Below are 23759 nucleotides of genomic sequence, written 5' to 3' on the forward strand. Positions count from 1 at the left end.
GTCTCCAGTCACTTCTCGCGGCCGTTGGCGACTGCGCCCTTGTCGTCGTTGTGCCCCCTGATGTCTTCCCGCGGCACGATCGAACGTGCGCGCTTGCCCCTGAAGTATGATTGCACCCAGGGGTCATCACAGGCGAGCATGTCCTCAACCGTACCTTCCACCAATACCCGCTTCTGTCCCAGGACAGCAATACGGTCGCAGACGGAAAACAGGCTGTCGAGGTCGTGAGTCACCATATAAACGGTCAGGCCGAGCGTGTCGCGCAGCCTGGCAATCAGCTCGTCGAATTCGCTGGCACCGATCGGATCGAGGCCGGATGTCGGCTCATCGAGGAAAACGAGGTCGGGATCGAGCGCCAGCGCTCTCGCCAGTGCTGCGCGCTTGATCATGCCGCCGGAAAGCTCGGAAGGATATTTGTCGGCAGCATCGGCGGCAAGACCCACCATCCGGATCTTCATCAGCGCCAGTTCGTCCATCATCTCCTGCGGCAGGTCCAGATATTCCCGCATCGGCACCTGAATGTTTTCCTTTACCGTCAGGGACGAAAACAGCGCACCCTGCTGGAAAAGGACGCCGAGCCGCATGTCCAGCTGGTTTCGCTCCGGCTCGGAGAGCGTGTCATAGTCCTCACCGAGGATCTCGATCTTGCCCGAGCGCCGCGGCAACAGCCGCAGCACCGTGCGCAGCAGCACCGACTTGCCCGCGCCTGAAGCCCCGACGAAACCAAGGATCTCACCGCGATAGATATTCAGGTTCAATTTATCCAGTACGACTTTCGATCCGAAAGCGACGGTGACATCCCGCGCCGACAGCACGATATCGCGGCCATGCTCATCTTTCTGCAGCGGAATGTCCGAGTGAAGCGCGCTCATCCCTGCCATTCCTCAGAAGTCGATTGCTGCGTAGAACATGGCAAAGAGCCCGTCCATCAGGATGACGACGAAGATCGACTTCACCACGGACGAGGTCACATGCTGGCCAAGCGATTCGGCGCTGCCTCCGACCTTCAATCCCTCCACCGCCGCGACGATGCCGATGACAAGCGCCATGAACGGCGCCTTGATCATGCCCGAAATGACCGTCGACAGGCTGATGGCCTCGTGCAGGCGCGAGATGAAGGTCGCAAAGGTGATGCCGGAATAGGCCCAGGCGACCATCGCGGCGCCAAAAAGCGAAGCGAAGTTGGCAATGACCGTCAGCAAGGGCAAGGCCACGGTCAGCGCCACCAGCCGCGGGAAAATCAGCACGCCGATAGGGTTCAAACCCATGACCTTCAGCGCGTCGACTTCCTCCCGCATCTTCATCGAGCCGATTTCCGCGGTGATCGCGCTGCCGGAACGGCCGGCGATCATGATCGCGGTCAAAAGCACGCCGATTTCGCGCAATTGCAGGATGCCGACCAGATCGACGACGAAGACTTCGGCGCCGAAATAGCGCAGCTGGAAAGCGCCCTGCTGCGCGATGATGGCGCCGATCAAAGATGACATCAGCAGAATGATCGGAACAGCGCGCACCGCCATGTGATCGATCTGATTGACGATCGAGGCCGGCGAAACGCCGCTGCCGCGCCCGAATTTGAGCTGCGCGCCGCGCACGGCCGAACCCAATATATACATGGCGGCGATAAGATTGCCCCAGATCTCATAGACGCTCTTGCCGATGGGCGCGAGAATCCGCTCCGCCAAGGATGTCTTCGGTTTCGGCTCTCCGGTTTCCGCGTCGGGATCTTCATCGAATGCCGTCAACAATTCGTCGATATGCGGATTGGAGCCTTCGATGGTGACGTGGGCTTTATGTGCTTCCTGGCTTTCCTTGAGCCGGCGGATCAGCAGCGCACCCGCCGTATCGACATCCGAAAGACCGGAAACGTCGATCACGACCTCGCCGCCGGAACTGCGCTTCGACAGCTGCTCGATCTGCCGCAGTACGCCATGCACATTGGCGCTGCGCCAATTGCCTTCCAGCCGATAGCGATGACCCGCACCCTCGGGCGCATCATCGATTCTCGGTGCATCGGACTTTTGTTCGGCCGCTTTCAAATTCACGCGTCTTTCAAATCTGGCACAACATGCGCCGACTCAGAGAGCCTGCATGGTCGATGTTTAATACACCGACTAGGCAGGGAATTTCCATCTCGCGCCGGCGCCAACATATGTCACGGCTTTTTGATATCCAAATGAATTTGTTGCACCGCGTTAGGACACGCCGTGAGCGCCTCCGCCTATCGCCGTCTTTCGGGTCTGCAGCCCATAGGCGAAAATGACCATGCCCAGGCCGAAAGCGGCAATGCCGGCCATGACATAATAGCTTTCAATGTCCAGCCACGCATAGAGATAGCCGGACGCCAGCGTCATCAGGCCGAGGAACATACCGTTATAGAAATAATAAGCGCCCTGAGCCGATGATTCCTGCGTTTCATGGACCGAGGCGACGATGCGTCGCTGGATGCCGGTATGAACGCAGGCATAGGTGCAGGAATGGAAGCACTGCAGCACGAAATAGCCCAGGAAACCGAAATTCATCGGAAACAGAATCCAGCGCAGGATGCACATGGTCGAGCCAAAAAAGATCAGCGTCCACGCGCTGAACCGCCGGCTCAGCTTTTTCGAAAGGAAGAAGACCATCACCTCCGCCGCAACGCCGATACTCCAGAGAACGGCGATCTCCGCACCGGAAAAGCCCAGCTTGCGCCAATAGATCGACGCGAAGGTGTAAAGCATCGCATGGCTCGACTGCTGTATCGATACCCCGATCATGGTGACAAGCAAATGTGGGGAACGCAGGTTTCCGATTGGCGGTTGCAGATTGATCGGCTGGTCGCGGCGGCGCGTCGGCCCGATGCGCGGAGCAAACAGGCCCATCAGAGTCGTCAGGATGAAACCTGCCACCATGACAGGCAATACGGTCGCTCCGCCCCACATGCCGATCAGTTGACCGCCGAGAAGAGTCGACACGATGAATGTGATCGAGCCCCACACGCGCATGGAGCCGTAATCGAAGCCCCAGCGGCGCACCCCCGACATGGCGATCGATTCCACCACCGGCACGTATGGCGCATAGGTTGCGCCCTGGATGCCATAGACCAGGAGCACCGGCCAGAAGTCACTGGTCCAGTAGAGCGCGATCGCCGTCAGAAGCGACAGGGCGCCGGACCACAGCAACACATCGGCACGTTCCGTCATATGATCGGCAAGCACGGCGATGACAGGCGTCACCAGCACGCGCACGACCATGGGGATCGCGATCACGAGACCGATCTCGTGGTCGCTGAAATTCAGCCCCGCCAGCCAGACGGGAAAGAACGGCAGGGCGATTCCGTTCACGAATAATGGCGCGCAATAGGACAAGGCGGTGCGCAGGCGGAAATATGGGGGCGCACCCTCGCCCTGGAAGGATTTGATCGCGGGAATCATGACAGACCTGAAGGGGAACTGATTTGTCCCTATCATGCTATCGAGAGTACGACTACGGCGAGAAATGGCCAAAATCGTAACGTTTCGGATAAATCCGAAGCTTTGGCGGTTCCGCGACGATCAATAATTATGACAGGCCATTATCAAGCCCGTGAAAAGATGTGGATCAGGCCGCCTGGGCACCGAGCGACTGTGGCATTTCCTCGACTGGCGAACCGACCGGCTGCGTATCGAGAATGCTTCGCCAGGTGATGAGTTCGAACGTGCCGTCCTCATGCTCCGCGATCGCCGTGCAGCTTTCCACCCAGTCGCCGGTATTGATATAGCGCACGCCGTCGAGATCCTCGATGACGGCATGGTGGATATGACCGCAGATGACGCCATCGGCATCGTTGCGCTTGGCTTCCTCGGCGACGACACGCTGGAACTCGCCGATGAAGTTGACGGCATGCTTGACCTGCAGCTTCGCCCAGGCCGAGAACGACCAGTAAGGCATGTTCAGGCGACGGCGGACCGCGGCAAGACCGACATTGATCAGGATGGCCATGTCATAGGCCCAGTCGCCGAGATAGGCGAGCAGGCGGGCATTGCGCACGACGACGTCGAATTCGTCGCCATGCAGGATGAGATACTTCTTGCCATCGGCCGTTTCATGCATGGCGCGCTGCGCCACCTCGATGCCGCCGAAATGCATGCCCGGGAAATCACGCAGGAATTCGTCGTGATTGCCGGGAATGTAGACGATCCGCGTGCCCTTGCGCGCCTTGCGCAGGAGCTTTTGCACGACATCGTTACAATCCTGCGGCCAGTACCAGTTGCGCTTGAGGCGCCAGCCGTCGACGATGTCGCCGACCAGGAAGATGGTATCGGCCTCGTGGTGACGGAGGAAGTCGAGCAGGTAGTCCGCCTTGGCGGCCTTCGAGCCCAGGTGCACGTCAGAAATGAACAGCGTTCGGAATCGCCGGGTGTCCATGTTTTCATTCACGAACTTTAACGTCCGTGCCCTATCTACCTTGGCTATTCCAAAACCAGACTCGTGTTTCAGGAAGATGACAAACCCTGTGTCTGCCGCCTAATCGAGACGGATCAGCCGCGTCTGGCCGTGATTGCAAGGTCTGGACGGTCGCTTGTAAAGCTGGCGACACCAAGGCGAAACATGGCGCGCGCCGCCTCCTCGGTATGTGCGGCCCATCCATGTACCTTCATGCCGCCCTTGCGGAAAAACTCCACGATCTCTGCATCCAGCGCATCGGCGCGGATTGCGATCTCCCGCACTCCAGAGCTGCGCAGAGCCGCCATGATCCCATTCCAGCCCAGCTGTGCGGCAGCCTGGGGCGAACAGAGGAAGATGAAGCCGAGCAGTTCGCCGACATTCCAGCCGCGTTCATCAAGCGCCACGGCAAAGGCCTCCAGGCGCGGCAAAGCGAAACTCGTCACCATGGTGCGCGTCAGCATGCCCGTCACTCGCAGCTCATCGACAATTCGGGCTTCCATGCCCTCATAGGGCGAACCATCCGCCTTGGTCTTGATCTCCAGCCGGAGGTCGACGGCGGACGGTCCGAAGATCTCCATGGTTTCCATCAGCGTCGGGATGGTTTCGCCGCCACTTCCGATCACGATATGGCGCATCAGCTTCGCATAGCTGAAATCGGCAATCGCACCCTTACCGTCCGTCATCCGGTCGATCAGCGCGTCGTGGTGAACGACGAGCTTGCCGTCCCGGGTCTGATGGACGTCGAATTCGACGAGATCGATGTCGAGCTTGGCGGTCTCCGAAAAGGCGAGCCTGGTGTTTTCGGGCCACAGATGGGCACCACCGCGATGGGAAGCAATCAAAGTCATGAGAAAATCTCCGCGTGAGAACGTCATAGGCCGCGGTAGTGAACTCCTGATGACGCGGCTGCCGTGGCGCGACCTGCGGCAATCCGTGCTTTGCCACGACAAAAACGCGCGGGAGCATCAATTGCATACTGTGAAGGCGAAGCGATTGATGTATGGAGGGGGCTCTAGCGCAGGCAGGAAATGGAGACGCGAGTTGGATACGAACGACACTTCGAAAGCAGCCAAGAACATGCCGAGCGGCAATTTCGACGATCAGGCGCTTTATTTCCATCGCTATCCCCGCCCCGGCAAGCTTGAAATTCAAGCCACAAAGCCGCTGGGTAATCAGCGCGATCTGGCGCTTGCCTATTCTCCTGGCGTCGCCGCCCCCTGCATCGCCATCCGCGACAATCCCGAGATGGCTGCCGACTATACGTCCCGCGCCAATCTCGTGGCCGTGGTCTCGAACGGCTCCGCAGTGCTCGGTCTCGGCAATATCGGCCCGCTCGCGTCCAAGCCGGTCATGGAAGGCAAGGCCGTCCTCTTCAAGAAATTCGCCGGCATCGACGTCTTCGACATCGAAATCGCAGCGCCGACGGTCGATGAGATGGTCAATACCGTTTCGGCGCTCGAGCCGACCTTCGGCGGCATCAATCTCGAAGACATCAAGGCGCCTGAATGCTTCGACGTCGAGCGCCGTTTGCGCGAGAAGATGGAAATCCCGGTTTTCCACGACGATCAGCACGGCACGGCCATCATCGTCGCCGCCGCCATCCTCAACGGACTGGAACTGGCCGGCAAGAAGATCGAAGAGGTCAAGATCGTCGCCTCAGGCGCAGGTGCCGCTGCCCTCGCCTGCCTCAACCTGCTCGTCATTCTCGGCGCCAAACGCGAAAACATCTGGGTCCACGACATCGAGGGCCTGGTCTACAAGGACCGCAACGTCCTGATGGACGAGTGGAAGTCCGTTTACGCCCAGGACAGCGACAAGCGTGTGCTGGCCGAATCCATCCCAGGCGCCGACGTCTTCCTCGGCCTGTCGGCAGCCGGCGTGCTGAAGCCTGAACTCCTGGCGCAGATGGCCGAAAAGCCGCTGATCATGGCGCTAGCCAACCCGACGCCGGAAATCATGCCGGATCTCGCCCGCGCCGCCCGACCCGACGCGATGATCTGCACCGGCCGCTCGGATTTCCCGAACCAGGTCAACAACGTCCTCTGCTTCCCCTATATCTTCCGCGGCGCGCTCGATTGCGGGGCCAAGACGATCAACGAAGAGATGAAGATGGCGGCCGTGCGCGCCATCGCCGCACTTGCCCGCGAAGAGCCTTCCGATGTTGCCGCGCGCGCTTATTCCGGCGAAACGCCGGTCTTCGGACCCAACTACCTGATCCCCTCGCCCTTCGATCCACGCCTGATCCTGCGCATCGCGCCGGCCGTGGCGAAGGCCGCCGCCGACAGTGGCGTGGCACTGCGTCCGATCACCGATTTCGACGCCTATATGGACGAACTCAACCGCTTCGTCTTCCGCTCAGGCTTCGTCATGAAGCCGATCTTCGCCGCTGCGAAGGTTGCCGAGCGCAAGCGCGTCGTATTCTCCGAAGGTGAAGACGAGCGGGTGCTGCGCGCAGCCCAGGTCCTACTCGAGGAAGGCACTGCCGTCCCGATCCTCATTGGCCGCCCGTCGGTCATCGAAACCCGACTGAAGCGCTACGGCCTGAAGATCCGTCCACATACCGATTTTGCCGTCATCAATCCGGAAGACGATCCGCGCTTCCGCGAATATGTCGATCTCTATTTCTCGCTCGTCGGCCGCGCCGGCGTCATCCCCGAGGCTGCACGCACGATCGTTCGCACCAACGCAACGGTGATCGGCGCGCTTGCCCTGAAGCGCGGCGAAGCCGACGCGCTGATCTGCGGCCTGGAAGGCCGTTATGAGCGCCATCTGCGCATCGTCCGGCAGATCATCGGCAAGCGGCCGGACGTTCGGGATTTTTCGGCACTGAGCCTGCTCATCTCGCAGCGCGGCGCCACCTTCTACACCGATACCTATGTGACGTTTAATCCGACCGCCGAGGAAATCGCGGAATCGGCCATCCTGGCAGCGGAAGAAATCAAGCGTTTCGGCATAGAGCCGCGTGCCGCTCTCGTTTCGCATTCCAACTTCGGCTCGCGGGAATCGGAAAGCGCCACCAAGATGCGCGATGCGCTGGCGCTCGTTCGCGCGGCCGCGCCGGAACTGGAAGTCGACGGCGAAATGCATGGCGACAGCGCCATCTCCGAAAGCCTGCGCCGCCACGTCATGCCGGACAGCACGCTTTCCGGCGAGGCCAACCTGCTCGTTTTCCCGAACCTCGATGCCGCCAATATCACGCTCGGCGTGGTCAAGACCATGACCGACGGCCTGCATGTCGGCCCGATCCTGCTCGGCACCGCGCTTCCGGCCCATATTCTCTCGCCGTCGGTCACCTCCCGCGGCGTGGTCAACATGGCGGCTCTGGCCGTGGTCGAGGCATCCCAGCTCGTCTAACGCCAGATGCTCCAGGTAAGAATTCTCGCAGCCGTCATCGGGCGGCTGCGAGCTATAATTTCATGAAAATCCTCTCGAAATCCATGCGTTTTCATGGATACGTTGTTAAGCTACACCATGTAATCTTCAGCGACTTCAAACCGCTTTCGAGAGCAGAACCGTGAATCGCGGCACCCATCTAGTTTCCTTTGCCCTGCTATCCCTGCTGACGGCCACGCCGAGCCTCGCACAAGTGAATTTCTGCGATGAATTGCGCGGCCGCTATACAGACATCGATGACGTGATCGGCGCGAGCCAGGAAACACGCCAGCTCTCGCGCGCCATCGTGCAGCAGAACCTATTGATCCGCCGGACGATGAGCGATTTGCGTAGGCAAGGCTGCGTCGAGGATGATGACGCGCCATTCGGCGAGGAAAACAATCAGGGCGCCTGCGACGACATGCGAATGTCCTTGAATCAGATGCGGGATGATCTTGCGACGCTGATGGATCGACGCGAGGAAAGCGTCGGCCGCGTCGATGCCGTCGCCATGCAGCGCCGGCAGTTGTTGGATGCGATGCAGCGGAATGGCTGCAGCCTGCCGGCTTCGGCAACGCCGGATATCGTCATCGATACCCACACGAAGCTGAATGCCTACGCACCAAATCAGCAGTCCCTGGCGCAGCCCGACAGCTCCATCACCGTCATCGAAACGCCAAGGCTTCAGAAGGACTCCAGCCTGGAGCACAAGCAGGCCCCCGCAGCAAAAGCGCCGGTGGTGACACAAGCCGCGCCGCAGCAGTTTCCGCCGGACCGGCCCTACGATCCCTCCGAAAAAAAGGTCCGTCAGGTCGGGCCGCAATTTCTCGCGACCGACCAAGGCAGCATCGACCTGAAGCATCCGAAGGCAGCCGGCCCTCAGCCGGCGCAATAAGCAGGCGGGCGTTTTGCATGGCCACCCGCTTCATCTATTTATTGTCTGCCAATTCCGCGCTGACGTAACAGCGAGATAATGACGTCGTCTCCTTCTTCCTCCGCGAGATCACGATAGGACCGTCCGGATGCGTCCCTGACCGACCGATCCGCACCATGCTCCAACAGGAGGCGCACGGCATCGGCGCGCCCGTTAACGATGGCAAAGCCGAGAGGCGTCATCCAATCGCGGTCGAAAGGTTGGCCGCGAGGGTGGAGATCACCAAAGCGGAGATCTCTCACTTCGGGATGTTTGGCGAGATGTTCGGCAAGCTGATCGAGTTGCCCGAAGGCAGCGGCCGCGAAGATATCGAGCGGATAGGTCTTCAGAAACTCGACCATGTCCAGCTTGCCATTGTAGTTCGCCCAGCCGATCGCCGGTGCGTAAAAGTGGGGATCGCGAATGGTGGTATCGGCGCCATGCTCGATCAGCAGTTTCGCCATCTCAATATGGCCATGTAGCGCCGCTTCATGCAGCGGCGTGCGGCTGGTCATCGCGTTGACGTCGAGACCTAAAGCCAGCATCCGGCGGACAGCTTCAAGGTTGTTTTCGCCAGCAGCATCGTGCAGCATGGCGGGGTGAGCCCTGTGCATTGCAGCTGCTATATCGAGATTGCGCCCGCCAGGCATTTGCTGGAAAATTTTCTTGATCTGCTCGGCGTCGATATCCTCGGCCTTTACTTGAATGTAGGCCCAATCCTCAGGCTTCAGGCGAACTGCCACAGCCCCCTTGCGCACTAGATACATCGCCAACTCACGGTCACCGCCAAGGCGAGCCCACTCGAAGGGTGTTCTACCATTCACGACCTTGGCGACATCGGCACCATTTTCCACCAGCAGGCGCACCCGGTTACTCATGCGATGTTCCAGCGCCCATGCGAGCTGATAATCGAAAACGGTCTGCGAGTTCGCAACAAATCTGCCGTCCTCGCGCACCAGCCAATTGTTGGTATCCGTCGCCGACAAGCCGTATTCCAGCAGCAGCTTCAGGCACGTGTCATCGGGCTCGAACATGCGGTTGTAGAGCGCCTGGCTGTCATTGGCTTCGGCGCCTGCATCAAGCAAAAGCCGTGCGAAAGCCTCACAATCCGGATGCGGAGGCTGGCGATCCTTTCCCGCCTCGCCCTCGCCGAAGACGCCTGTCAACACAGTGAATCGGTACTGTCCGCCATCGAGGAAGAAAGCATTGACGTCAGCCCCGCGCCTGACCAGTTCGCGGGCTGCCGGCAAGCTGGAACGACCCGGCACGCGGGCATAGGCGGCGCACATCAGCGGCGTTAGATCATGCGGCCCGCCCTTGCGATCGAGAAGCTGCGGCTGCCGATCGAGCCAGCGAGCTATGCCGTCGGCATCGCCAAGCGCGGCAGCGACATGGATACTGTCTCCGGCAATCCCAGGATTCGCTTCCAGGAGCTCCAGCGCCTCATCGAAGCGTGCAGGATCGGCCGGTATATCGGCAAAATAGGAAACTGTTGCCAGCGACAGGAAGCGGTTGGCGAGCTGATCGGGCGAAACACGCTTTCGATCGCCATTCTCCAGATGCACCTTGAGTTTGGTCCAGCTCGAAAAGCCGAATTCGCGGGCAAGGACCATCTGAATGTCCTGGAGCCCGACGCTGGCTATGTCGGCAAAATAGGGTGCAACGCGGCCGCGTGCCGCAACATCGCCGGCCTGTACGGCCTTGAGGAAAGACTTGGCCTGCTTTTTCAGGGAATCGAGAGTGGCTGTGCTCGCCAAAGAGCGCGTGGTCACGATAGACCTCCTTCCATTTACGTCCGGTATCCGCGCCCACAGACTGAAAAGAGGTGTGGCAGTCTCATTTTACATGCATCAGGTGGGCTCTGCCCTTCCCGCGGATCGGATGCGCCCTGCGAACGCATCCAGATCTATAGCGCCGGTTGCAATCTGTCCAGAGCTCAGGCCGGCTCGTATCGCACATAGGCGAAGGAATCACCATCCGGTGACCAGTTCGGCACGTTGATCGATCCCTGCCCGCCGAAGAGCTCGAACAGCGTCGTGATATTGCCGCCATCCATGTCCATCAGCCGCATGCGGACATTCAGATCGCGCGGATGATCGAATACATCGGGATCGTAGGAGATCAGCACGACCTTGTCGTTCTTAGGCGATGGATGCGCGAACCAGTTGCCGTAATTGTCGTGGGTCACCTGCTGCAGGCCGGTGCCGTCTGGATGGATGCGCCAGATCTGCATCAGGCCGGTACGGCTCGAATTGAAATAGATCCATTGCCCGTCGGCGGAGAAATCCGGCCCGTCATTGCGGCCCTCGCCATGCGTCAGGCGCGTCTCTTCGCCGCCATCGATCGAGATCGTATAGATATCGAAGACGTCGTTGCGGATGCCGCAATAGGAAAAACGCTGTCCATCCGGCGACCATCCGTGCCAGTAGGACGGCAGATTGGTCGTGACCTGCCTCGGCGCGCCGCCCTCGGCCGGCAGAACATAGATGCAGGACTTGCCATGTTCGGTCTTGTCGGAAATGGCAATCAACGAGCCGTCAGGCGAAATCCCGTGGTCGTTGTTGCACCGCGTCGCAAAGCCGGTATCGACGCGGACAACGTCACCGCTGCCATCCAGCGGCAATCGATAAAGCAATCCGTCGCCGTTCAGCAGCAGATAGCGTCCGTCGGGCGCATAGTTGGGCGCCTCGACAAGCTCGTCCGTCTGCCAGACGACGCGATTTTCACCCCTGCGGATGTTGTAGATCTCGACCGAGCTGCGCATTCATCCTCTTCCTGTGCCAGCGTGCGATCAGCGATCGCGGAACCGGTTGGTGATCGGATAGCGGCGATCGCGACCGAAATTCTTCTTGGTGATCTTCACGCCCGGCGCCGACTGGCGGCGCTTGTATTCCGCGAGATAGAGCAGGTGTTCGACGCGATGCACGGTCGCGACATCATGGCCGCGCGCCACGATCTCCTCGACCGACATTTCCTTTTCCACGAGGCATTCGAGGATATCGTCAAGCACCGGATAGGGCGGAAGCGAATCCTGGTCGGTCTGGTTCGGCCTCAGCTCGGCGGAAGGCGCCTTGTCGATGATGTTGTAAGGGATAACCTCACCTGACGGACCGAGCGCACCCGGCGGCACATGCAGGTTGCGCCAGCGCGACAGCGCATAGACCTGCATCTTGTAAAGATCCTTGATCGGGTTGAAGCCGCCGTTCATGTCGCCATAGAGCGTGGCGTAGCCAACGGACATTTCCGACTTGTTGCCTGTCGTCACCACCATCGAACCGAACTTGTTGGAGATCGCCATCAGAATGGTGCCGCGGGCGCGGCTCTGCAGGTTTTCCTCCGTAATGCCGCTTTCTGTGCCTTCGAAGAGATCGGACAGAGCCGAGGTGAAGCCGGTGACGGGATCCTCGATCGGCACGATATCGTAACGGCAGCCAAGCGCCCTGGCGCAATCGGCCGCATCCTTCAAGGAATCCTGCGAGGTATAGCGATAGGGCAGCATGACGGTGCGCACGCGCTCCTCGCCCAATGCATCGACGGCAATCGCGGCACAGATCGCCGAGTCGATGCCACCGGAGAGGCCGAGCACGACCGACTTGAAGCCGTTCTTGTTCACATAGTCGCGGAAACCCAGCAGGCAGGCGCGATAATCGGCCTCCTCGCCTTCCGGGATATGCGCCATCGGACCTTCGGCGCAATGCCAGCCATCGCCATTCTTCTTCCAGGTGGTGACCGCCAGGGCAGTTTCGAACTGACTCATCTGGAAAGCCAGAGTCTTGTCTGCGTTGAAACCGAAGCTTGCGCCATCGAAAACCAGCTCATCCTGGCCGCCGAGCTGAGCGGCATAGATCATCGGCAGGCCCGTCTCGATAACCTGCTTCAGCACCACCTGATGACGCACATCGACCTTGCCGCGATAATAGGGCGAACCGTTCGGCGACAGAAGGATTTCCGCACCGCTCTCAGCCAGTGTCTCGCAGACGCCGAGCTCGCCCCATATATCCTCGCAGATCGGGATACCCAGCCGCACGCCGCGGAAATTGACCGGCCCTGGCATGGCACCTTGGTCGAAGACACGCTTTTCATCGAACTCGCCATAATTGGGCAGGTCTACCTTGTCACGGACCGCGATTACCTTCCCGCCGTCGAGCACGGCAATCGAATTGTAGCGGCCGGTTTCGTCCTGCCGGGGAAAGCCGATGATCACGCCCGGTCCGCCGTCGGCGGTATCTGCAGCGAGAGCTTCCACTGCTTTCCAGCAGGCGCGGATGAAGGCCGGCTTCAGCACGAGATCTTCCGGCGGATAGCCGGAAATGAACAACTCTGTCAGCAGGACGATCTGCGCGCCTTCGCGCGCCGCTTCGGCGCGTGCCTCGCGCGCCTTGGCGAGATTGCCGAAGACGTCACCGACCGTCGGATTGAGCTGCGCGACGGCGATGCGGATGGTGTGGGTGATCGGGCTTTGCTCTGTCATGCCATACATTTAGCGATGGCATCCTCCTTCCGCAACCGACTTCCGCCGCCCGCAGGCATCAAAGATCGCGAAACGCGCATAGGCCGTGTTCCTACACGGAAAAATACTAAGCCTGCCTTGCAGTTCATCCGTCGTTCATGACAGAAGCATGACAATTATATGAAGAGCTTTTAGCATTTGGAGACGGCATTGGTCGCACTGGTCATTGAGTCCGCCCTCGCGGGCAGGCTTGCCCTTTTCCAGAAGATCGGCGCAGCGAGACAAAAGTCCGCAGCTCTGCGCCTGCTTCTGAGCCTCCTGCTGACCCTGCTTTTCTCCTTATCCCTCGTCGTGGCAGTCGAATGGATCGCACGCGGCGAGCTTACGCCGGTCTGGCTTTATCTCATGTCGCCGTCCCGCCCCGGCCTCGCCACGATCGGCCTCGTCATGCTGGCGATGCTGATCCTCGATGCTCTTGCCGGGCGCGCGCATTTGTCGGCCCTGGTTGTCACACCTCTGCTGCTCGTTCCCGCCTTCATCTCCAGCCAGAAGCAGCACTTTCTATCCGATCCGCTCTATCCGTCCGATTTCCTGTTTGCCCGGCAGATTGTGGAGCTTATGCCCGTCATGGTGCGTGATCGTCCCTGGGCCGCCGTGGGGCTTGGCATCGGCATCGTCGTCGGCCTGGCTGCCACAGCCCTGCTCGGGCGCTATGTCTGGAAGCACGCGGCCGCACTTTCCCGTCGAGAGCGCATGGGGCGGCTTTCGGTCTGCCTGCCATTTGCGGCGCTGTTTGTCTCGCAGATGGATCCGACGCAATATTCCTTCATCCGGGAAAAACTGGGTATCATTCCGATCGTCTGGGATCAGACCGAAAACTATAATCACAATGGCTTCGTCATCGCCTTCGCGCTCAACCTGCCGATGGCCGACGTCAAGTCACCGGTCGGTTACGGACCCAATGCGATCGATGCGATACCGGCGCGGAACTACGGCTATCTTTCCGGCCCGCGCGAAAAGCCCGACGTCATCATGCTGATGAGCGAGTCCCTTTGGGATCCGACCCGACTTTCCAACGTCACCTTCACGCCCGATCCGATACCGACCATCCGCGCCAGACAATCGGGCAATGTCTTCTCGCCGGAATTTGGCGGCATGACCGCCAATGTCGAGTTCGAAGCGCTGACGGGCTTTTCCAACGCCTTCCTCCCCTATGGCAGCATTCCCTATCAGCAATATGTGCGCCGGCCGCTGCCGTCGCTTGCCAACTTCTTCCGCGGCGAAGGCTATACGGCACGCGCGCTTCATCCCTTCAGCGGCTGGTTCTGGAACCGCAATGAGGTCTATCGCGCCTTCGGCTTCGAGGAGTTCCACACCGAGGAAACCCTGCCGACCATGGACAAGCGCGGCATGTTCGCCGCCGACGATTCCCTTATGAAGGAGATCATGCGCGAGGGAGACGCGGCCGAACGCCCATTCTTCTTTTTCGCAGTCACCTTGCAGGGACATGGGCCTTACGAAGCCAACCGCTATGCTGAGAATACCGTTCATATCGACGGCAATCTGAGCGAAGACGACCGCGAAACGCTCGCCACCTATGCACAGGGCGTGCGTGAAGCCGATGGCAGCCTGAGAATGCTGATGGACTGGGCCGAAAGACGCGACCGCGAAACGATCATCGTTCTCTGGGGCGATCATCTGCCGCCGCTCGGCAATGTCTATCCGAACACAGGCTACATGCCGCAGCAGGTGGCAGCCCGGAAAGCTCCGCTCGATGTCATGAGGAAGGAACACGAGACGCCGCTGGTCATCTGGTCGAGCAAGAAGGGCCTCCGTGCGGACATCGGCACCATCAGTCCGTCGCAGCTCCCCTACCAGCTGTTGAAAACGGCGGGTTACGAGCATCCTTTCTACACGGGCTTCCTCGGCCGCGTTCAGAAGAAATACAGCATCGTCGACCGCTACCAACTGGCTACACGCGACAATCAGGCTTTCCCCGATTGGGCGCGCAAGGAGCAGGATATCGATCCGATCATACGCGAGTACCGCTATCTGCAATTCGACATGATGTTCGGCCGGCAGCAGGGTTTGGAACGCTTCTTCCCGTCACATGCGCAACTGATCGGCCAAGAGAACAGCTAGACCTATTGTTGATTAAAGCTCTTCCGTCGTTGCATTTTTGCATGTTGGTCGAATAGTTGCGTTCAACGCCATTCAGGATGCCGGAGCTTGCCATGCACAGCCTGCCTAATTTCATTCATCTGCATTTCGACAAAACGGCCGACGAGCTCGGTGACATCGAAAAACGCGTTCTCAAGAAGGCGCATGAACGAAAAATCATATCCACCGATATCAACGCGGCCCTCTCGGCGGAAGCGTCCACGGGGCAGCGCCTGGCGGACGGCATTGCCCGTGTCGGCGGCTCCTGGTCCTTTATCATCGCCTTTCTGGTGTTCCTGGCGTTCTGGTGCATCGTCAACACCATTGTTCTCGCCACGCGGGCCTTCGACCCCTACCCCTTCATCTTCCTGAACCTCGTCCTCTCCATGCTCGCCGCCATCCAGGCGCCGATCATCATGATGTCGCAGAACCGCCAGGCCGAACGCGACCGCTTCGAAGCCGCCAAGGACTATGAAGTCAATCTCAAGGCGGAACTGGAAGTGCTATCCTTGCATCAGAAGATCGATATGCATGTGCTGACGGAGCTTGCGGTCGTGCGCGAAGACATCGCCAAGCTGAGCAAGCTGGTTGCCGAGAAAAGCGGAATCTGAGGTCAGTCGGACGGGCCGGCCGTCAGCAATCCGGGCCGTCCCTGCCGATACTGCGGCAGTCCATCGCCGATCTCATAATAGTCGCCCTTGTCGGCGCAGTAGATGTGATAGGCCAGCTTCAGATCGCTCGGCTGATCGAACAGCCCTGCCATGATCGATATTTCGTCGACGTCATCCGCCGCCCAAAACAGGGCCGAGCCGCAGGTCTTGCAGAAGCCGCGGCGGGCGAATGTGCTGGCGCGATACCAGGTGATCGCGTCTTCCCCTTCGATCGTAAGGTTGGCGATCGGCACGTTGGTCGCGGCATAATAAAGCCCGGTCTGCTTGCGGCACTGCGAACAATGGCAGGCCACCACCTCACGCAATTCGCCGCGTGTTTTGAAACGCACGCCGCCGCAAAGACAGGCTCCGCTGTGTTCGTCTGTCATGGTCGCTCCTCTTTTTCGAGAAGCCTTCCCGAGAACGATCTTCGGGTCAATCTCAAAGAAATGAAGCGTCATTCAACCGAATTGATCCGCCGGCCACAAAAGCAGACGGGCCGGCGATAGGCCGGCCCGTCTGATGAATATCGGCCCTGCGTTCGCTCAGCCGTGCGCGCGCATGCGCTTTTCGTCACGGCCGCCCTTCATCCGCTCGGCGAGCAGGAAGGCAAGCTCGAGCGCCTGGTCGGCATTGAGGCGCGGGTCGCAATGCGTATGGTAGCGATCCTGCAGGTCTTCGGCGCCGACAGCGCGGGCGCCACCCGTGCATTCGGTCACGTCCTTGCCGGTCATCTCGATATGGATGCCGCCCGGATGCGTGCCCTCGGCGCGATGGATCTGGAAGAAGCTTTCCACTTCCGACAGGATGCGTTCGAACGGACGCGTCTTGTAATTGTTGAGCGTGATCGTGTTGCCGTGCATCGGATCGCAGGACCAGACGACCTTGCGGCCTTCCTTCTCGACAGCGCGAATGAGGCGCGGCAGGTTGTCGGCAACCTTGTCGTGGCCAAAGCGGCAGATCAGCGTCAGGCGACCGGCTTCGTTCTGCGGGTTCAGAATGTCGATCAGATTAAGCAGATCGTCCGCCTGCAGCGAAGGACCGCATTTCAGACCGATCGGGTTCTTGATGCCGCGGAAATACTCGACATGGGCATGGTCGGCCTGGCGCGTACGATCGCCGATCCAGAGCATGTGGCCCGAGGTGGCGTACCAGTCGCCGGTCGTGGAATCGACACGCGTGAACGCTTCTTCATAGCCGAGCAGCAGCGCTTCGTGGCTGGTGAAGAAATCGGTTTCGCGCAGGCTCGCATTGCTCTCGGCGGTGATGCCGATCGCGCGCATGAAATCCATGGTCTCGCCGATGCGATCGGCGAGCTTGCGGTAACGCTCGCCCTGCGGGCTGTCCTTGACGAAGCCGAGCATCCATTTCTGCACGTTTTCCAGGTTGGCATAACCGCCCATGGCGAAAGCGCGCAGCAGGTTCAGCGTCGCGGCAGACTGGCGGTAAGCCATCAACTGACGTTCCGGATTGGGAATGCGCGCTTCTTCGGTGAAGTCGATGCCGTTGATGATGTCGCCGCGATAGCTCGGCAGCGAAACGCCGTTCTGCGTTTCGATGTTCGAAGACCGCGGCTTGGCGAACTGGCCGGCGATGCGGCCGACCTTGACGACCGGCAGCTGCGCGCCGAACGTCAGCACGACAGCCATCTGCAGGAAGGCGCGGAAGAAGTCGCGGATCGTATCGGCGCCGTGTTCCGCGAAGCTTTCGGCACAATCGCCGCCCTGCAGCAGAAAACCGTTGCCCTCCGCGACATTGGCAAGATGTGCCTTCAAACGACGAGCTTCACCGGCAAAAACGAGCGGAGGATAACTTGCAAGCTGCGCTTCCGTATCTGCAAGCGCTGCCTTGTCCGGAAAATCCGGCACCTGCTGGATCGGTTTCTGCCGCCAACTGTTCGGTGTCCAATTCTGTGCCATCTCACTCACCTGCTTGTGCGCCCGGTCTCCGCCGGGCGTGCCGTCGTCGTAAATAACGCGCGCTTATAAACCTTTGCCGCCCCCTTGCATAGGCAGGCAAACTACTGTGCTGATCTTTTGTGGTGCAGCCGATATTTGCGTGAAAACGGGCGCGTTACACGCGCTCGCCGTTGCGAATGCGATAGCTCGGCGAATACATCGTCACCAATTCTTCCGCCGCCGTCGGATGCACGGCCATGGTGCGGTCGAAATCATCCTTGGTGCAGCCGGCCTTTATGGGAATGCCAAGAAGCTGCGCCATCTCGCCGGCATCGTGGCCGAGAATGTGCGCGCCAATCACCTTGCGGTCGGCGGCATTGACGATCAGTTTCATGATCATCTTCTCGCTGCGGCCCGAAAGCGTCGCCTTCATCGGCCGGAACTGCGCGCGGTAGACTTCCAGTTCCGGATAACGCTTTGCGGCGTCTTCCTCTGTCAGGCCGACCGTGCCGATCTCCGGCTGCGAAAAGACCGCCGTCGGGATCAGCTCGTGATCCGGGCGGGTGGGATTGTTCTTGTAGACGGTCTCGATGAAGCACATGGCCTCGTGGATCGCCACGGGTGTCAGCTGTACCCGGTCGGTGACGTCGCCGAGCGCATAGATATTCGCAACGGAAGTACGCGAATATTCGTCGACGATAACGGCGCCCTGCTCGTTAATCGCGACGCCAGCAGCCTTAAGCCCGAGATTTTCGGTATTCGGCGTACGGCCGAGCGCCAGCATGACAGTATCGACCGTCAGGAGCTTATCGTTCTTCGTCCGAACGCTGAGCCTGCCCTCTGCCTTCTCGACGTTCTCGATGATGTCATGGCAGAGAATGCGGATGCCCTTTTCCTCCATCGCCTCGTGAAGACCCTTGCGCAGGTCCTGATCGAAGCGCGAAAGGATCTCGGCACCGCGATAGATCAATGTCGTGTCGACGCCGAGACCATGGAAGATATTGGCGAACTCGACGGCGATATAGCCGCCGCCGGCAATCAGGATCGACTTCGGCAATTCTTTGAGATGGAAAGCCTCGTTGGAGGAGATGCAAAGCTCATGCCCCGGCAGGGCGGTATGCAGGTTCGGCCGGCCGCCCGTGGCGATGACGATGGTTTCCGCAGTGACGGTCTGGCCGGTCTTCAAAAGCTTGATCGTATGAGTGTCCACCAGCTCGGCGCGGGTATCGAAGATTTCGGCCTTGGCGTTGTCGAGCCCCTTGCGATAAAGCCCCTCAAGCCGGGCGATCTCCTTGTCCTTCGCCTCGATCAGCTTTTTCCAGTCGAATGTGCTTTCGCCGACCGTCCAGCCGAAACCGGCTGCATCCTCGAAATGCTCGCTATATTGCGAGGCGTAGACGAACAGCTTTTTCGGCACGCAGCCGCGAATGACGCAGGTGCCGCCGTAGCGGTATTCCTCGGCAATACCGACCTTCTTGCCCAATGAGGCCGCGACCCGCGCGCTGCGCACGCCGCCGGAGCCGCCGCCAATCACGAAAAGGTCGAAATCAAACGAAGGCATCGGTGGCTCCAGTCGAAATGAACATGCGCAAAAGCATCATTGAGGGTTCGCACTCATATAGGGAGCCGCGATACAAAAAGAAAAGCCCGGATCTCGCCCGGGCTTCGAATTTGCAATTGCCAACCGATCATTCCGACAACGCAAGACGTCGCGCCGAAAATGGCCGGGCAAGAATTTCTGCTTACTGCTTCGGCGCGGGCTGCGCTGCGGCGGCACCGGCGTCCGGGGCTGCAACGGGCTGCTTGACGACCTTTTGCAGAGCGTCGTTGCTCTGCTTTGCGAGATCGCGCGAAATGCCCTGGCTCCAGATGTCGGCCGCCTTGTAAAGCTCGCGGGTGGCGAGCGGACCATCCTTGAGAAGCTTCTTGCCGGCCGGCGAATTGTAGAAATCGGCAATCGCCTTGAGCTCGTCGGCAGAGAAGGCCTTGGCATAGGTGACGGCCGCTTCGCGCTCGAGATCGGCACGACGCGGAGCAAGCGCCAGAGCGGTCGCGTCGACGGTCGAGTTGATCGCATCACCGAAATTCGGGTTTGCCTGGATCATCGTGCTCTTCAGCTGCTCGGCGAGATTAGGCAGAATATTGTCGAACTGGTTGGTGATGCCGAGAGCGTTGATCGCAGCGCGCGCAGCCTTGATCTGATCTTCGGAGACTTCCTGAGCGTTCACGGAACCGAAGGCAATGCCCGAAAGAAGGATGGTTGCAGCGGCAAGACGGCCAAGACCCGCAAGTTTGATCATGAGATGAGTGCTCCTATGTATTGTTCGCCTGCAACGTACGCGCACCGGCAGGGCCGGCAATGATCGCTAATGTCGCCATATGGATAAAGAGCCCGTGTTCGACAACGCCGGGAATCGAATAGAGCTCGCTCGACAGCGCCTCTGCATCAGGAATGCGGCCGAAAGATGCATCGACGATGTAATGCCCCCCATCGGTGATAAAGAGGCTGTCGCCCGAGCGGCGCATGTTGAGAGCGCCGGAGAGCCCAAGACGCGAGGCCGCCTTCTCGATGAGGATGCGAGTGGAAACGAGACCGAAAGGATTGATCTCGATCGGCAACGGAAAGGCCCCGAGCGTCTCGACGACCTTGCTTTGATCCGCGATGACGATCATGCGGGCCGAGGAAGCAGCAACGATCTTCTCTCGCAGCAGCGCGCCGCCGCCGCCCTTGATCAGCGTCAGCGCGCCATCCAGCTCATCGGCCCCATCGATGGTCAGATCAAGTTCCGGAAGCTCGTCCAGCGATTTTAGCGGCACACCGAGCTCGTTGCAGAGCTTGGCAGTCCTTTCAGACGTCGGAACGCCCTCAATCGAGAGGCCAGCCGCGACCTTTTCCGCGAGCAGGCGAACGAATTCCTCCGCCGTGGTGCCGGTGCCGATCCCGAGCCGCATGCCACTTTCGACATGAGCGAGTGCAGCTCTCGCAGCCTCGATTTTCATCTGGCGGGCGTCCATGCGCCACCTGCTCCCATTGTTACGTTGGTCTGCTGTTTACACGGCTCTCCAGCCAAACGAAAGCCAAAATAACGGCATGATATAGAAATCCCCGCCCCCTCTTCACCGGGGCTTCCGGGGTGCTTCGGTTGCAATTGCCCGCGCGATCTTTTAACTCCGAAAGACGCACTCTTTTCTCTGCAAAGGCCGATTCCTCGTGAAATCCCCCCTTGTCGTATTCGATCTCGACGGCACGCTGCTGGACACGCATGCGGACCTTATCGTCAGCCTGAACCATACGATTGCCGCGCTCGAGCTTCCGCCGGTCAGCTACGACGACGTGACGCATCTTGTCGGCAATGGTGCGCAGGTGATGATCGAGCGGGCCTGCAAGCTGCACGGCTATGCGCTGACGTCCGAAGAATTGCCGGCTCTGCTGCAGCGCTTCATAACCCATTATTCCGAGACGATGCCCGGCGTCACCCAGCCCTATCCCGGGCTTCTGGCCGCGCTTACGACGCTGCGGAACAAAGGCTACAAGCTGGCCGTCTGCACCAACAAGATGGAATCGCTGGCGCGCACGCTTCTCGACCGGCTCGAACTCACCCAATACTTCGAGGCTATCACCGGCGGGGACACCTTCACCGTGCGCAAACCGCATGCCGAACATCTGATCGGCACCGTAGAGCGCGCCGGCGGCGATATCGGCCGAACGGTCATGATCGGCGACAGCATCAACGATATCCTCGTTGCCCGCAACGCCGGCGTACCTTCGGTCGCCGTCCCCTTCGGCTATTCCGACGTGGGCGTAGAAACGCTCGGCCCGAACCGCATCATCTATCACTATGACGAGCTAACGCCGGAACTGGTCGAGGGATTGCTGGCGGCCTGAAAATACCAAAATCCCTGTTGGTTCGGATGGCGTGGTTGTAATGGGCCTTGCACGATTCCCGCGCTTGCGCCACAACCTATCGACGTTCTGCGATCAGCATCGCGGCCGCGCGAGGAAAACGCTCCCTGCGCGATGTTGTCGAGGCGGGACGATCACTCGATAGCGGAGCGCTCCCCCTTGCTCGTAGCAGATCCCGAAGACCGTAATGCCGGTAGATTGCCAAGCCGCAGAGGGTGGTTTGCTCCTATTGTCCGAACGCTGATCATCTGCGCTGCACTATGCGCAGGTATTTGGTTCTACATCTACGGCGACCGTATTATCGGGTACGTCGAGACGGAAACCGGAGCTGGCGCCAAACCCGATCCTGCTCTGACCGCGGTCTATGAGCATTTCGACATCCCGCCTTTGCCGAACATTGTTGCAGGCAGGCCTGCGATGGCAGCCGATCTCGATATGTTGCGGCGAGAGCATTGTGATTGGAATGCGGTCTACAAATTCGCAGACGAACTGGCAAAGCAGGGCTATCGCCGCGAAGCGGCCAAGGTCTTCATTGCCTTTTCCAGCAAATGCAAACCGTCGAATATCGCCTTGAGCTCAGCCGCCCAAATTCTGGACGATCTCAGCGACTTCGACGAAGCGCTGAAAGTCTCGAACCAGGTGATAGCAATGTCACCGGGAATGCCCGATTTCTATTTCCAGCGTGCGCGAATTCGCCAAAATGCCAAGAAATATCGCGACGCCATTGATGACTACTATTCGGTTATCGGCCTTACCGACAATATCGCGATACTGAACAGCGCCGTATTCGAGGGAATCTCCGCCAGCTACCGCGAGCTTGGTGAATATTGCGAGGCGATCGGACCGCTGCAGCTTTGGGTTTCCACCAATCCCGACCGTAACGACACAGCGGTCGTACGTGGGATCATTAAGCTCTATGAAACCATGGGCAAATGCGCCTCGACTTACGCCACCGGCAGCGATCGATTTCCGACGCAGGGCAAGAACGTCATTCTTGCCAAGGTCTTGGTCAACGGTACGGAGGGCATGTTCATCGTCGACACCGGCGCAAGCTTCGTGGCGGTGAGCAAAACCTTTGCCGCACGAGCCAAGCTGCCGGTCGACGGCAACAATGGAATATCTCTTCAAACGGCAAACGGCGTTTCTCAAGCCACGCGCACAACGGCGACTACCGTGAAGGTCGGGCATGTCCAGGCTAGCGATATCACGGCCGTGGTTCTCGACGACAACGCAGCGCTCGGCACGGAAGTCGACGGGCTGCTCGGTCGTTCCTTCCTCTCGCGCTTCGACGTCACCTTCGGCAGCCGGGAGTGGCGGATCGAGGCAAAGAATTGAACTGAATTATCCGCTGACGCCGCGTGACATTCTCATATGACGGGCAAGTCATGACCTCCACCAGAGGTGGAGGTTTGAAACGCTGCGCTTGAACCGCTAGAAGCGGTATTGTTAGCGCTTAGTAGCTACGATTGAAGAGGTCGGCAAAGTCGGAAGCTTTGTCGGCCTTTTCCTGATTACGGATATATTGTCTGACGACCTGCTCGTTATAGCCCGTCGTCGATACGAAATACCCGCGTGCCCAAAAGTGATACCCTTTGTAGCGGCGCTTGCGCGCATATTTGTTCGCTACGTAAAGGGCCGTCTTGCCCTTCAAGAAGCCGACAATATGCGAAACCGAGTATTTCGGCGGGATCGAGATCAACATATGCACATGGTCGGGCATCAGATGACCCTCCTCGATCTGGCAGCCTTTCTGCTGTGCCAGCCGACGCAAGAGTTCTCCCAACTCACGCCGCACGTCCCCGTAAAGTCTTTTCGTGCGGTATTTGCTGCCAAAAACAATGTGATACTTGCAGTCCCACGTCGCATGCGAGAGCGTTTGCTCATCCATAAAACCTCCTTGTTCGAAGTCTGGGCCACCCCAGCGGTTCAAGCAGGAGGTCTCTCAACTACCGTGTAGAACTCGTCCAGTCCTCCACCGTAGGTGGAGGTTTATTTATCGATATAA

At 59.5% G+C, this 23759-nt stretch carries 20 protein-coding genes; 6 read left to right on the forward strand and 14 right to left on the reverse strand.

Going from position 1 to position 23759, the window contains the following annotated elements:
- Positions 1-8: 8 nt before the first annotated feature.
- From DQ393_RS01215 to DQ393_RS01235, 5 genes are all read right to left on the reverse strand, one after another.
- Complete coding sequence (locus tag DQ393_RS01215; RefSeq protein ID WP_112339999.1) at positions 9-872, reverse strand: ABC transporter ATP-binding protein; 864 nt, start codon at positions 870-872, stop codon at positions 9-11.
- 12 nt (positions 873-884) lie between these two features.
- Positions 885-2039: an ABC transporter permease gene (locus DQ393_RS01220; RefSeq protein ID WP_210260629.1), complete on the reverse strand. Its 1155-nt coding sequence runs from the start codon at positions 2037-2039 to the stop codon at positions 885-887.
- Between the two features lie 156 nt (positions 2040-2195).
- Positions 2196-3413 (reverse strand): MFS transporter, encoded by a 1218-nt coding sequence (locus DQ393_RS01225; protein WP_112340001.1) that lies wholly within the window; start codon positions 3411-3413, stop codon positions 2196-2198.
- Positions 3414-3579: 166 nt separating this feature from the next.
- Positions 3580-4386, reverse strand: coding sequence for a UDP-2,3-diacylglucosamine diphosphatase (locus DQ393_RS01230; RefSeq protein WP_112340002.1), 807 nt, complete (start codon positions 4384-4386; stop codon positions 3580-3582).
- Between the two features lie 113 nt (positions 4387-4499).
- The gene (locus DQ393_RS01235) at positions 4500-5255 is read right to left on the reverse strand and encodes a glycerophosphodiester phosphodiesterase family protein (RefSeq protein ID WP_162737061.1); all 756 of its coding nucleotides are present in this window, start codon (positions 5253-5255) and stop codon (positions 4500-4502) included.
- Between the two features lie 229 nt (positions 5256-5484).
- On the opposite strand from DQ393_RS01235, the gene DQ393_RS01240 reads away from it, so the two are divergent.
- Both DQ393_RS01240 and DQ393_RS01245 read left to right on the forward strand, forming a co-directional pair.
- Positions 5485-7761, forward strand: a complete 2277-nt coding sequence (locus tag DQ393_RS01240; RefSeq protein WP_112340025.1) for an NADP-dependent malic enzyme — start codon at positions 5485-5487, stop codon at positions 7759-7761.
- Between the two features lie 160 nt (positions 7762-7921).
- Positions 7922-8674, forward strand: coding sequence for a hypothetical protein (locus DQ393_RS01245; protein ID WP_112340004.1), 753 nt, complete (start codon positions 7922-7924; stop codon positions 8672-8674).
- Between the two features lie 38 nt (positions 8675-8712).
- On the opposite strand, the gene DQ393_RS01250 is transcribed toward DQ393_RS01245, so the two are convergent.
- The 3 genes from DQ393_RS01250 to DQ393_RS01260 all read right to left on the reverse strand — a co-directional run bounded on the left by DQ393_RS01250 (position 8713) and on the right by DQ393_RS01260 (position 13163).
- The gene (locus DQ393_RS01250; RefSeq protein ID WP_112340005.1) at positions 8713-10464 is read right to left on the reverse strand and encodes an ankyrin repeat domain-containing protein; all 1752 of its coding nucleotides are present in this window, start codon (positions 10462-10464) and stop codon (positions 8713-8715) included.
- A gap of 164 nt (positions 10465-10628) precedes the next feature.
- Complete coding sequence (locus DQ393_RS01255) at positions 10629-11456, reverse strand: TolB family protein (protein WP_112340006.1); 828 nt, start codon at positions 11454-11456, stop codon at positions 10629-10631.
- Positions 11457-11483: 27 nt separating this feature from the next.
- Entirely contained in the window at positions 11484-13163 is a 1680-nt protein-coding gene (locus tag DQ393_RS01260; protein ID WP_112340026.1) for an NAD+ synthase, read from the reverse strand.
- A 189-nt stretch (positions 13164-13352) separates the two neighbouring features.
- On the opposite strand from DQ393_RS01260, the gene DQ393_RS01265 reads away from it, so the two are divergent.
- Together DQ393_RS01265 and DQ393_RS01270 are read left to right on the forward strand one after the other, a co-directional pair.
- Positions 13353-15284 (forward strand): LTA synthase family protein, encoded by a 1932-nt coding sequence (locus tag DQ393_RS01265; RefSeq protein ID WP_112340007.1) that lies wholly within the window; start codon positions 13353-13355, stop codon positions 15282-15284.
- A 92-nt stretch (positions 15285-15376) separates the two neighbouring features.
- Positions 15377-15913, forward strand: a complete 537-nt coding sequence (locus DQ393_RS01270; protein ID WP_112340027.1) for a DUF1003 domain-containing protein — start codon at positions 15377-15379, stop codon at positions 15911-15913.
- Positions 15914-15915: 2 nt separating this feature from the next.
- Here DQ393_RS01270 and DQ393_RS01275 read toward each other — a convergent pair whose 3' ends face one another.
- The 5 genes from DQ393_RS01275 to rpiA form a co-directional block, all read right to left on the reverse strand.
- Entirely contained in the window at positions 15916-16341 is a 426-nt protein-coding gene (locus DQ393_RS01275) for a GFA family protein (protein ID WP_112340008.1), read from the reverse strand.
- Between the two features lie 156 nt (positions 16342-16497).
- The gene (locus tag DQ393_RS01280) at positions 16498-17871 is read right to left on the reverse strand and encodes a class II 3-deoxy-7-phosphoheptulonate synthase (RefSeq protein ID WP_112340009.1); all 1374 of its coding nucleotides are present in this window, start codon (positions 17869-17871) and stop codon (positions 16498-16500) included.
- A gap of 154 nt (positions 17872-18025) precedes the next feature.
- Complete coding sequence (gene gor, locus DQ393_RS01285) at positions 18026-19411, reverse strand: glutathione-disulfide reductase (RefSeq protein ID WP_112340010.1); 1386 nt, start codon at positions 19409-19411, stop codon at positions 18026-18028.
- A gap of 181 nt (positions 19412-19592) precedes the next feature.
- Positions 19593-20150 carry a DUF2059 domain-containing protein gene (locus tag DQ393_RS01290; RefSeq protein WP_112340011.1) on the reverse strand — a complete coding sequence of 186 codons (558 nt, stop codon included), beginning with the start codon at positions 20148-20150 and terminating at the stop codon, positions 19593-19595.
- A gap of 13 nt (positions 20151-20163) precedes the next feature.
- On the reverse strand, positions 20164-20865 hold the full coding sequence (gene rpiA / locus DQ393_RS01295; protein ID WP_112340012.1) for a ribose-5-phosphate isomerase RpiA: 702 nt from the start codon (positions 20863-20865) through the stop codon (positions 20164-20166).
- Positions 20866-21061: 196 nt separating this feature from the next.
- Here rpiA and DQ393_RS01300 point away from each other — a divergent pair, with 196 nt between their 5' ends.
- The gene (locus DQ393_RS01300) at positions 21062-21736 is read left to right on the forward strand and encodes an HAD family hydrolase (protein WP_112340013.1); all 675 of its coding nucleotides are present in this window, start codon (positions 21062-21064) and stop codon (positions 21734-21736) included.
- A gap of 177 nt (positions 21737-21913) precedes the next feature.
- Complete coding sequence (locus tag DQ393_RS01305; RefSeq protein WP_181592265.1) at positions 21914-23089, forward strand: TIGR02281 family clan AA aspartic protease; 1176 nt, start codon at positions 21914-21916, stop codon at positions 23087-23089.
- Between the two features lie 118 nt (positions 23090-23207).
- Here DQ393_RS01305 and tnpA read toward each other — a convergent pair whose 3' ends face one another.
- Positions 23208-23642 (reverse strand): IS200/IS605 family transposase, encoded by a 435-nt coding sequence (gene tnpA, locus DQ393_RS01310; protein WP_112340015.1) that lies wholly within the window; start codon positions 23640-23642, stop codon positions 23208-23210.
- Between the last annotated feature and the right edge of the window lie 117 nt (positions 23643-23759).

The organism is Martinezella tropici (assembly GCF_003287875.1).
GTDB classification, from domain to species: Bacteria; Pseudomonadota; Alphaproteobacteria; order Rhizobiales; family Rhizobiaceae; genus Rhizobium; species Rhizobium tropici_C.

Coding starts and splice junctions, on each gene's coding strand:
- DQ393_RS01215 (WP_112339999.1), bottom strand. CDS start 872: ATGAGCGCGCTTCACTCGGACATTCCGCTGCAGAAAGATGAGCATGGC.
- DQ393_RS01225 (WP_112340001.1), bottom strand. CDS start 3,413: ATGATTCCCGCGATCAAATCCTTCCAGGGCGAGGGTGCGCCCCCATAT.
- DQ393_RS01230 (WP_112340002.1), bottom strand. CDS start 4,386: ATGGACACCCGGCGATTCCGAACGCTGTTCATTTCTGACGTGCACCTG.
- DQ393_RS01235 (WP_162737061.1), bottom strand. CDS start 5,255: ATGACTTTGATTGCTTCCCATCGCGGTGGTGCCCATCTGTGGCCCGAA.
- DQ393_RS01240 (WP_112340025.1), top strand. CDS start 5,485: ATGCCGAGCGGCAATTTCGACGATCAGGCGCTTTATTTCCATCGCTAT.
- DQ393_RS01255 (WP_112340006.1), bottom strand. CDS start 11,456: ATGCGCAGCTCGGTCGAGATCTACAACATCCGCAGGGGTGAAAATCGC.
- DQ393_RS01260 (WP_112340026.1), bottom strand. CDS start 13,163: ATGACAGAGCAAAGCCCGATCACCCACACCATCCGCATCGCCGTCGCG.
- DQ393_RS01270 (WP_112340027.1), top strand. CDS start 15,377: ATGCACAGCCTGCCTAATTTCATTCATCTGCATTTCGACAAAACGGCC.
- DQ393_RS01275 (WP_112340008.1), bottom strand. CDS start 16,341: ATGACAGACGAACACAGCGGAGCCTGTCTTTGCGGCGGCGTGCGTTTC.
- DQ393_RS01280 (WP_112340009.1), bottom strand. CDS start 17,871: ATGGCACAGAATTGGACACCGAACAGTTGGCGGCAGAAACCGATCCAG.
- gor (WP_112340010.1), bottom strand. CDS start 19,411: ATGCCTTCGTTTGATTTCGACCTTTTCGTGATTGGCGGCGGCTCCGGC.
- DQ393_RS01290 (WP_112340011.1), bottom strand. CDS start 20,150: ATGATCAAACTTGCGGGTCTTGGCCGTCTTGCCGCTGCAACCATCCTT.
- rpiA (WP_112340012.1), bottom strand. CDS start 20,865: ATGGACGCCCGCCAGATGAAAATCGAGGCTGCGAGAGCTGCACTCGCT.
- tnpA (WP_112340015.1), bottom strand. CDS start 23,642: ATGGATGAGCAAACGCTCTCGCATGCGACGTGGGACTGCAAGTATCAC.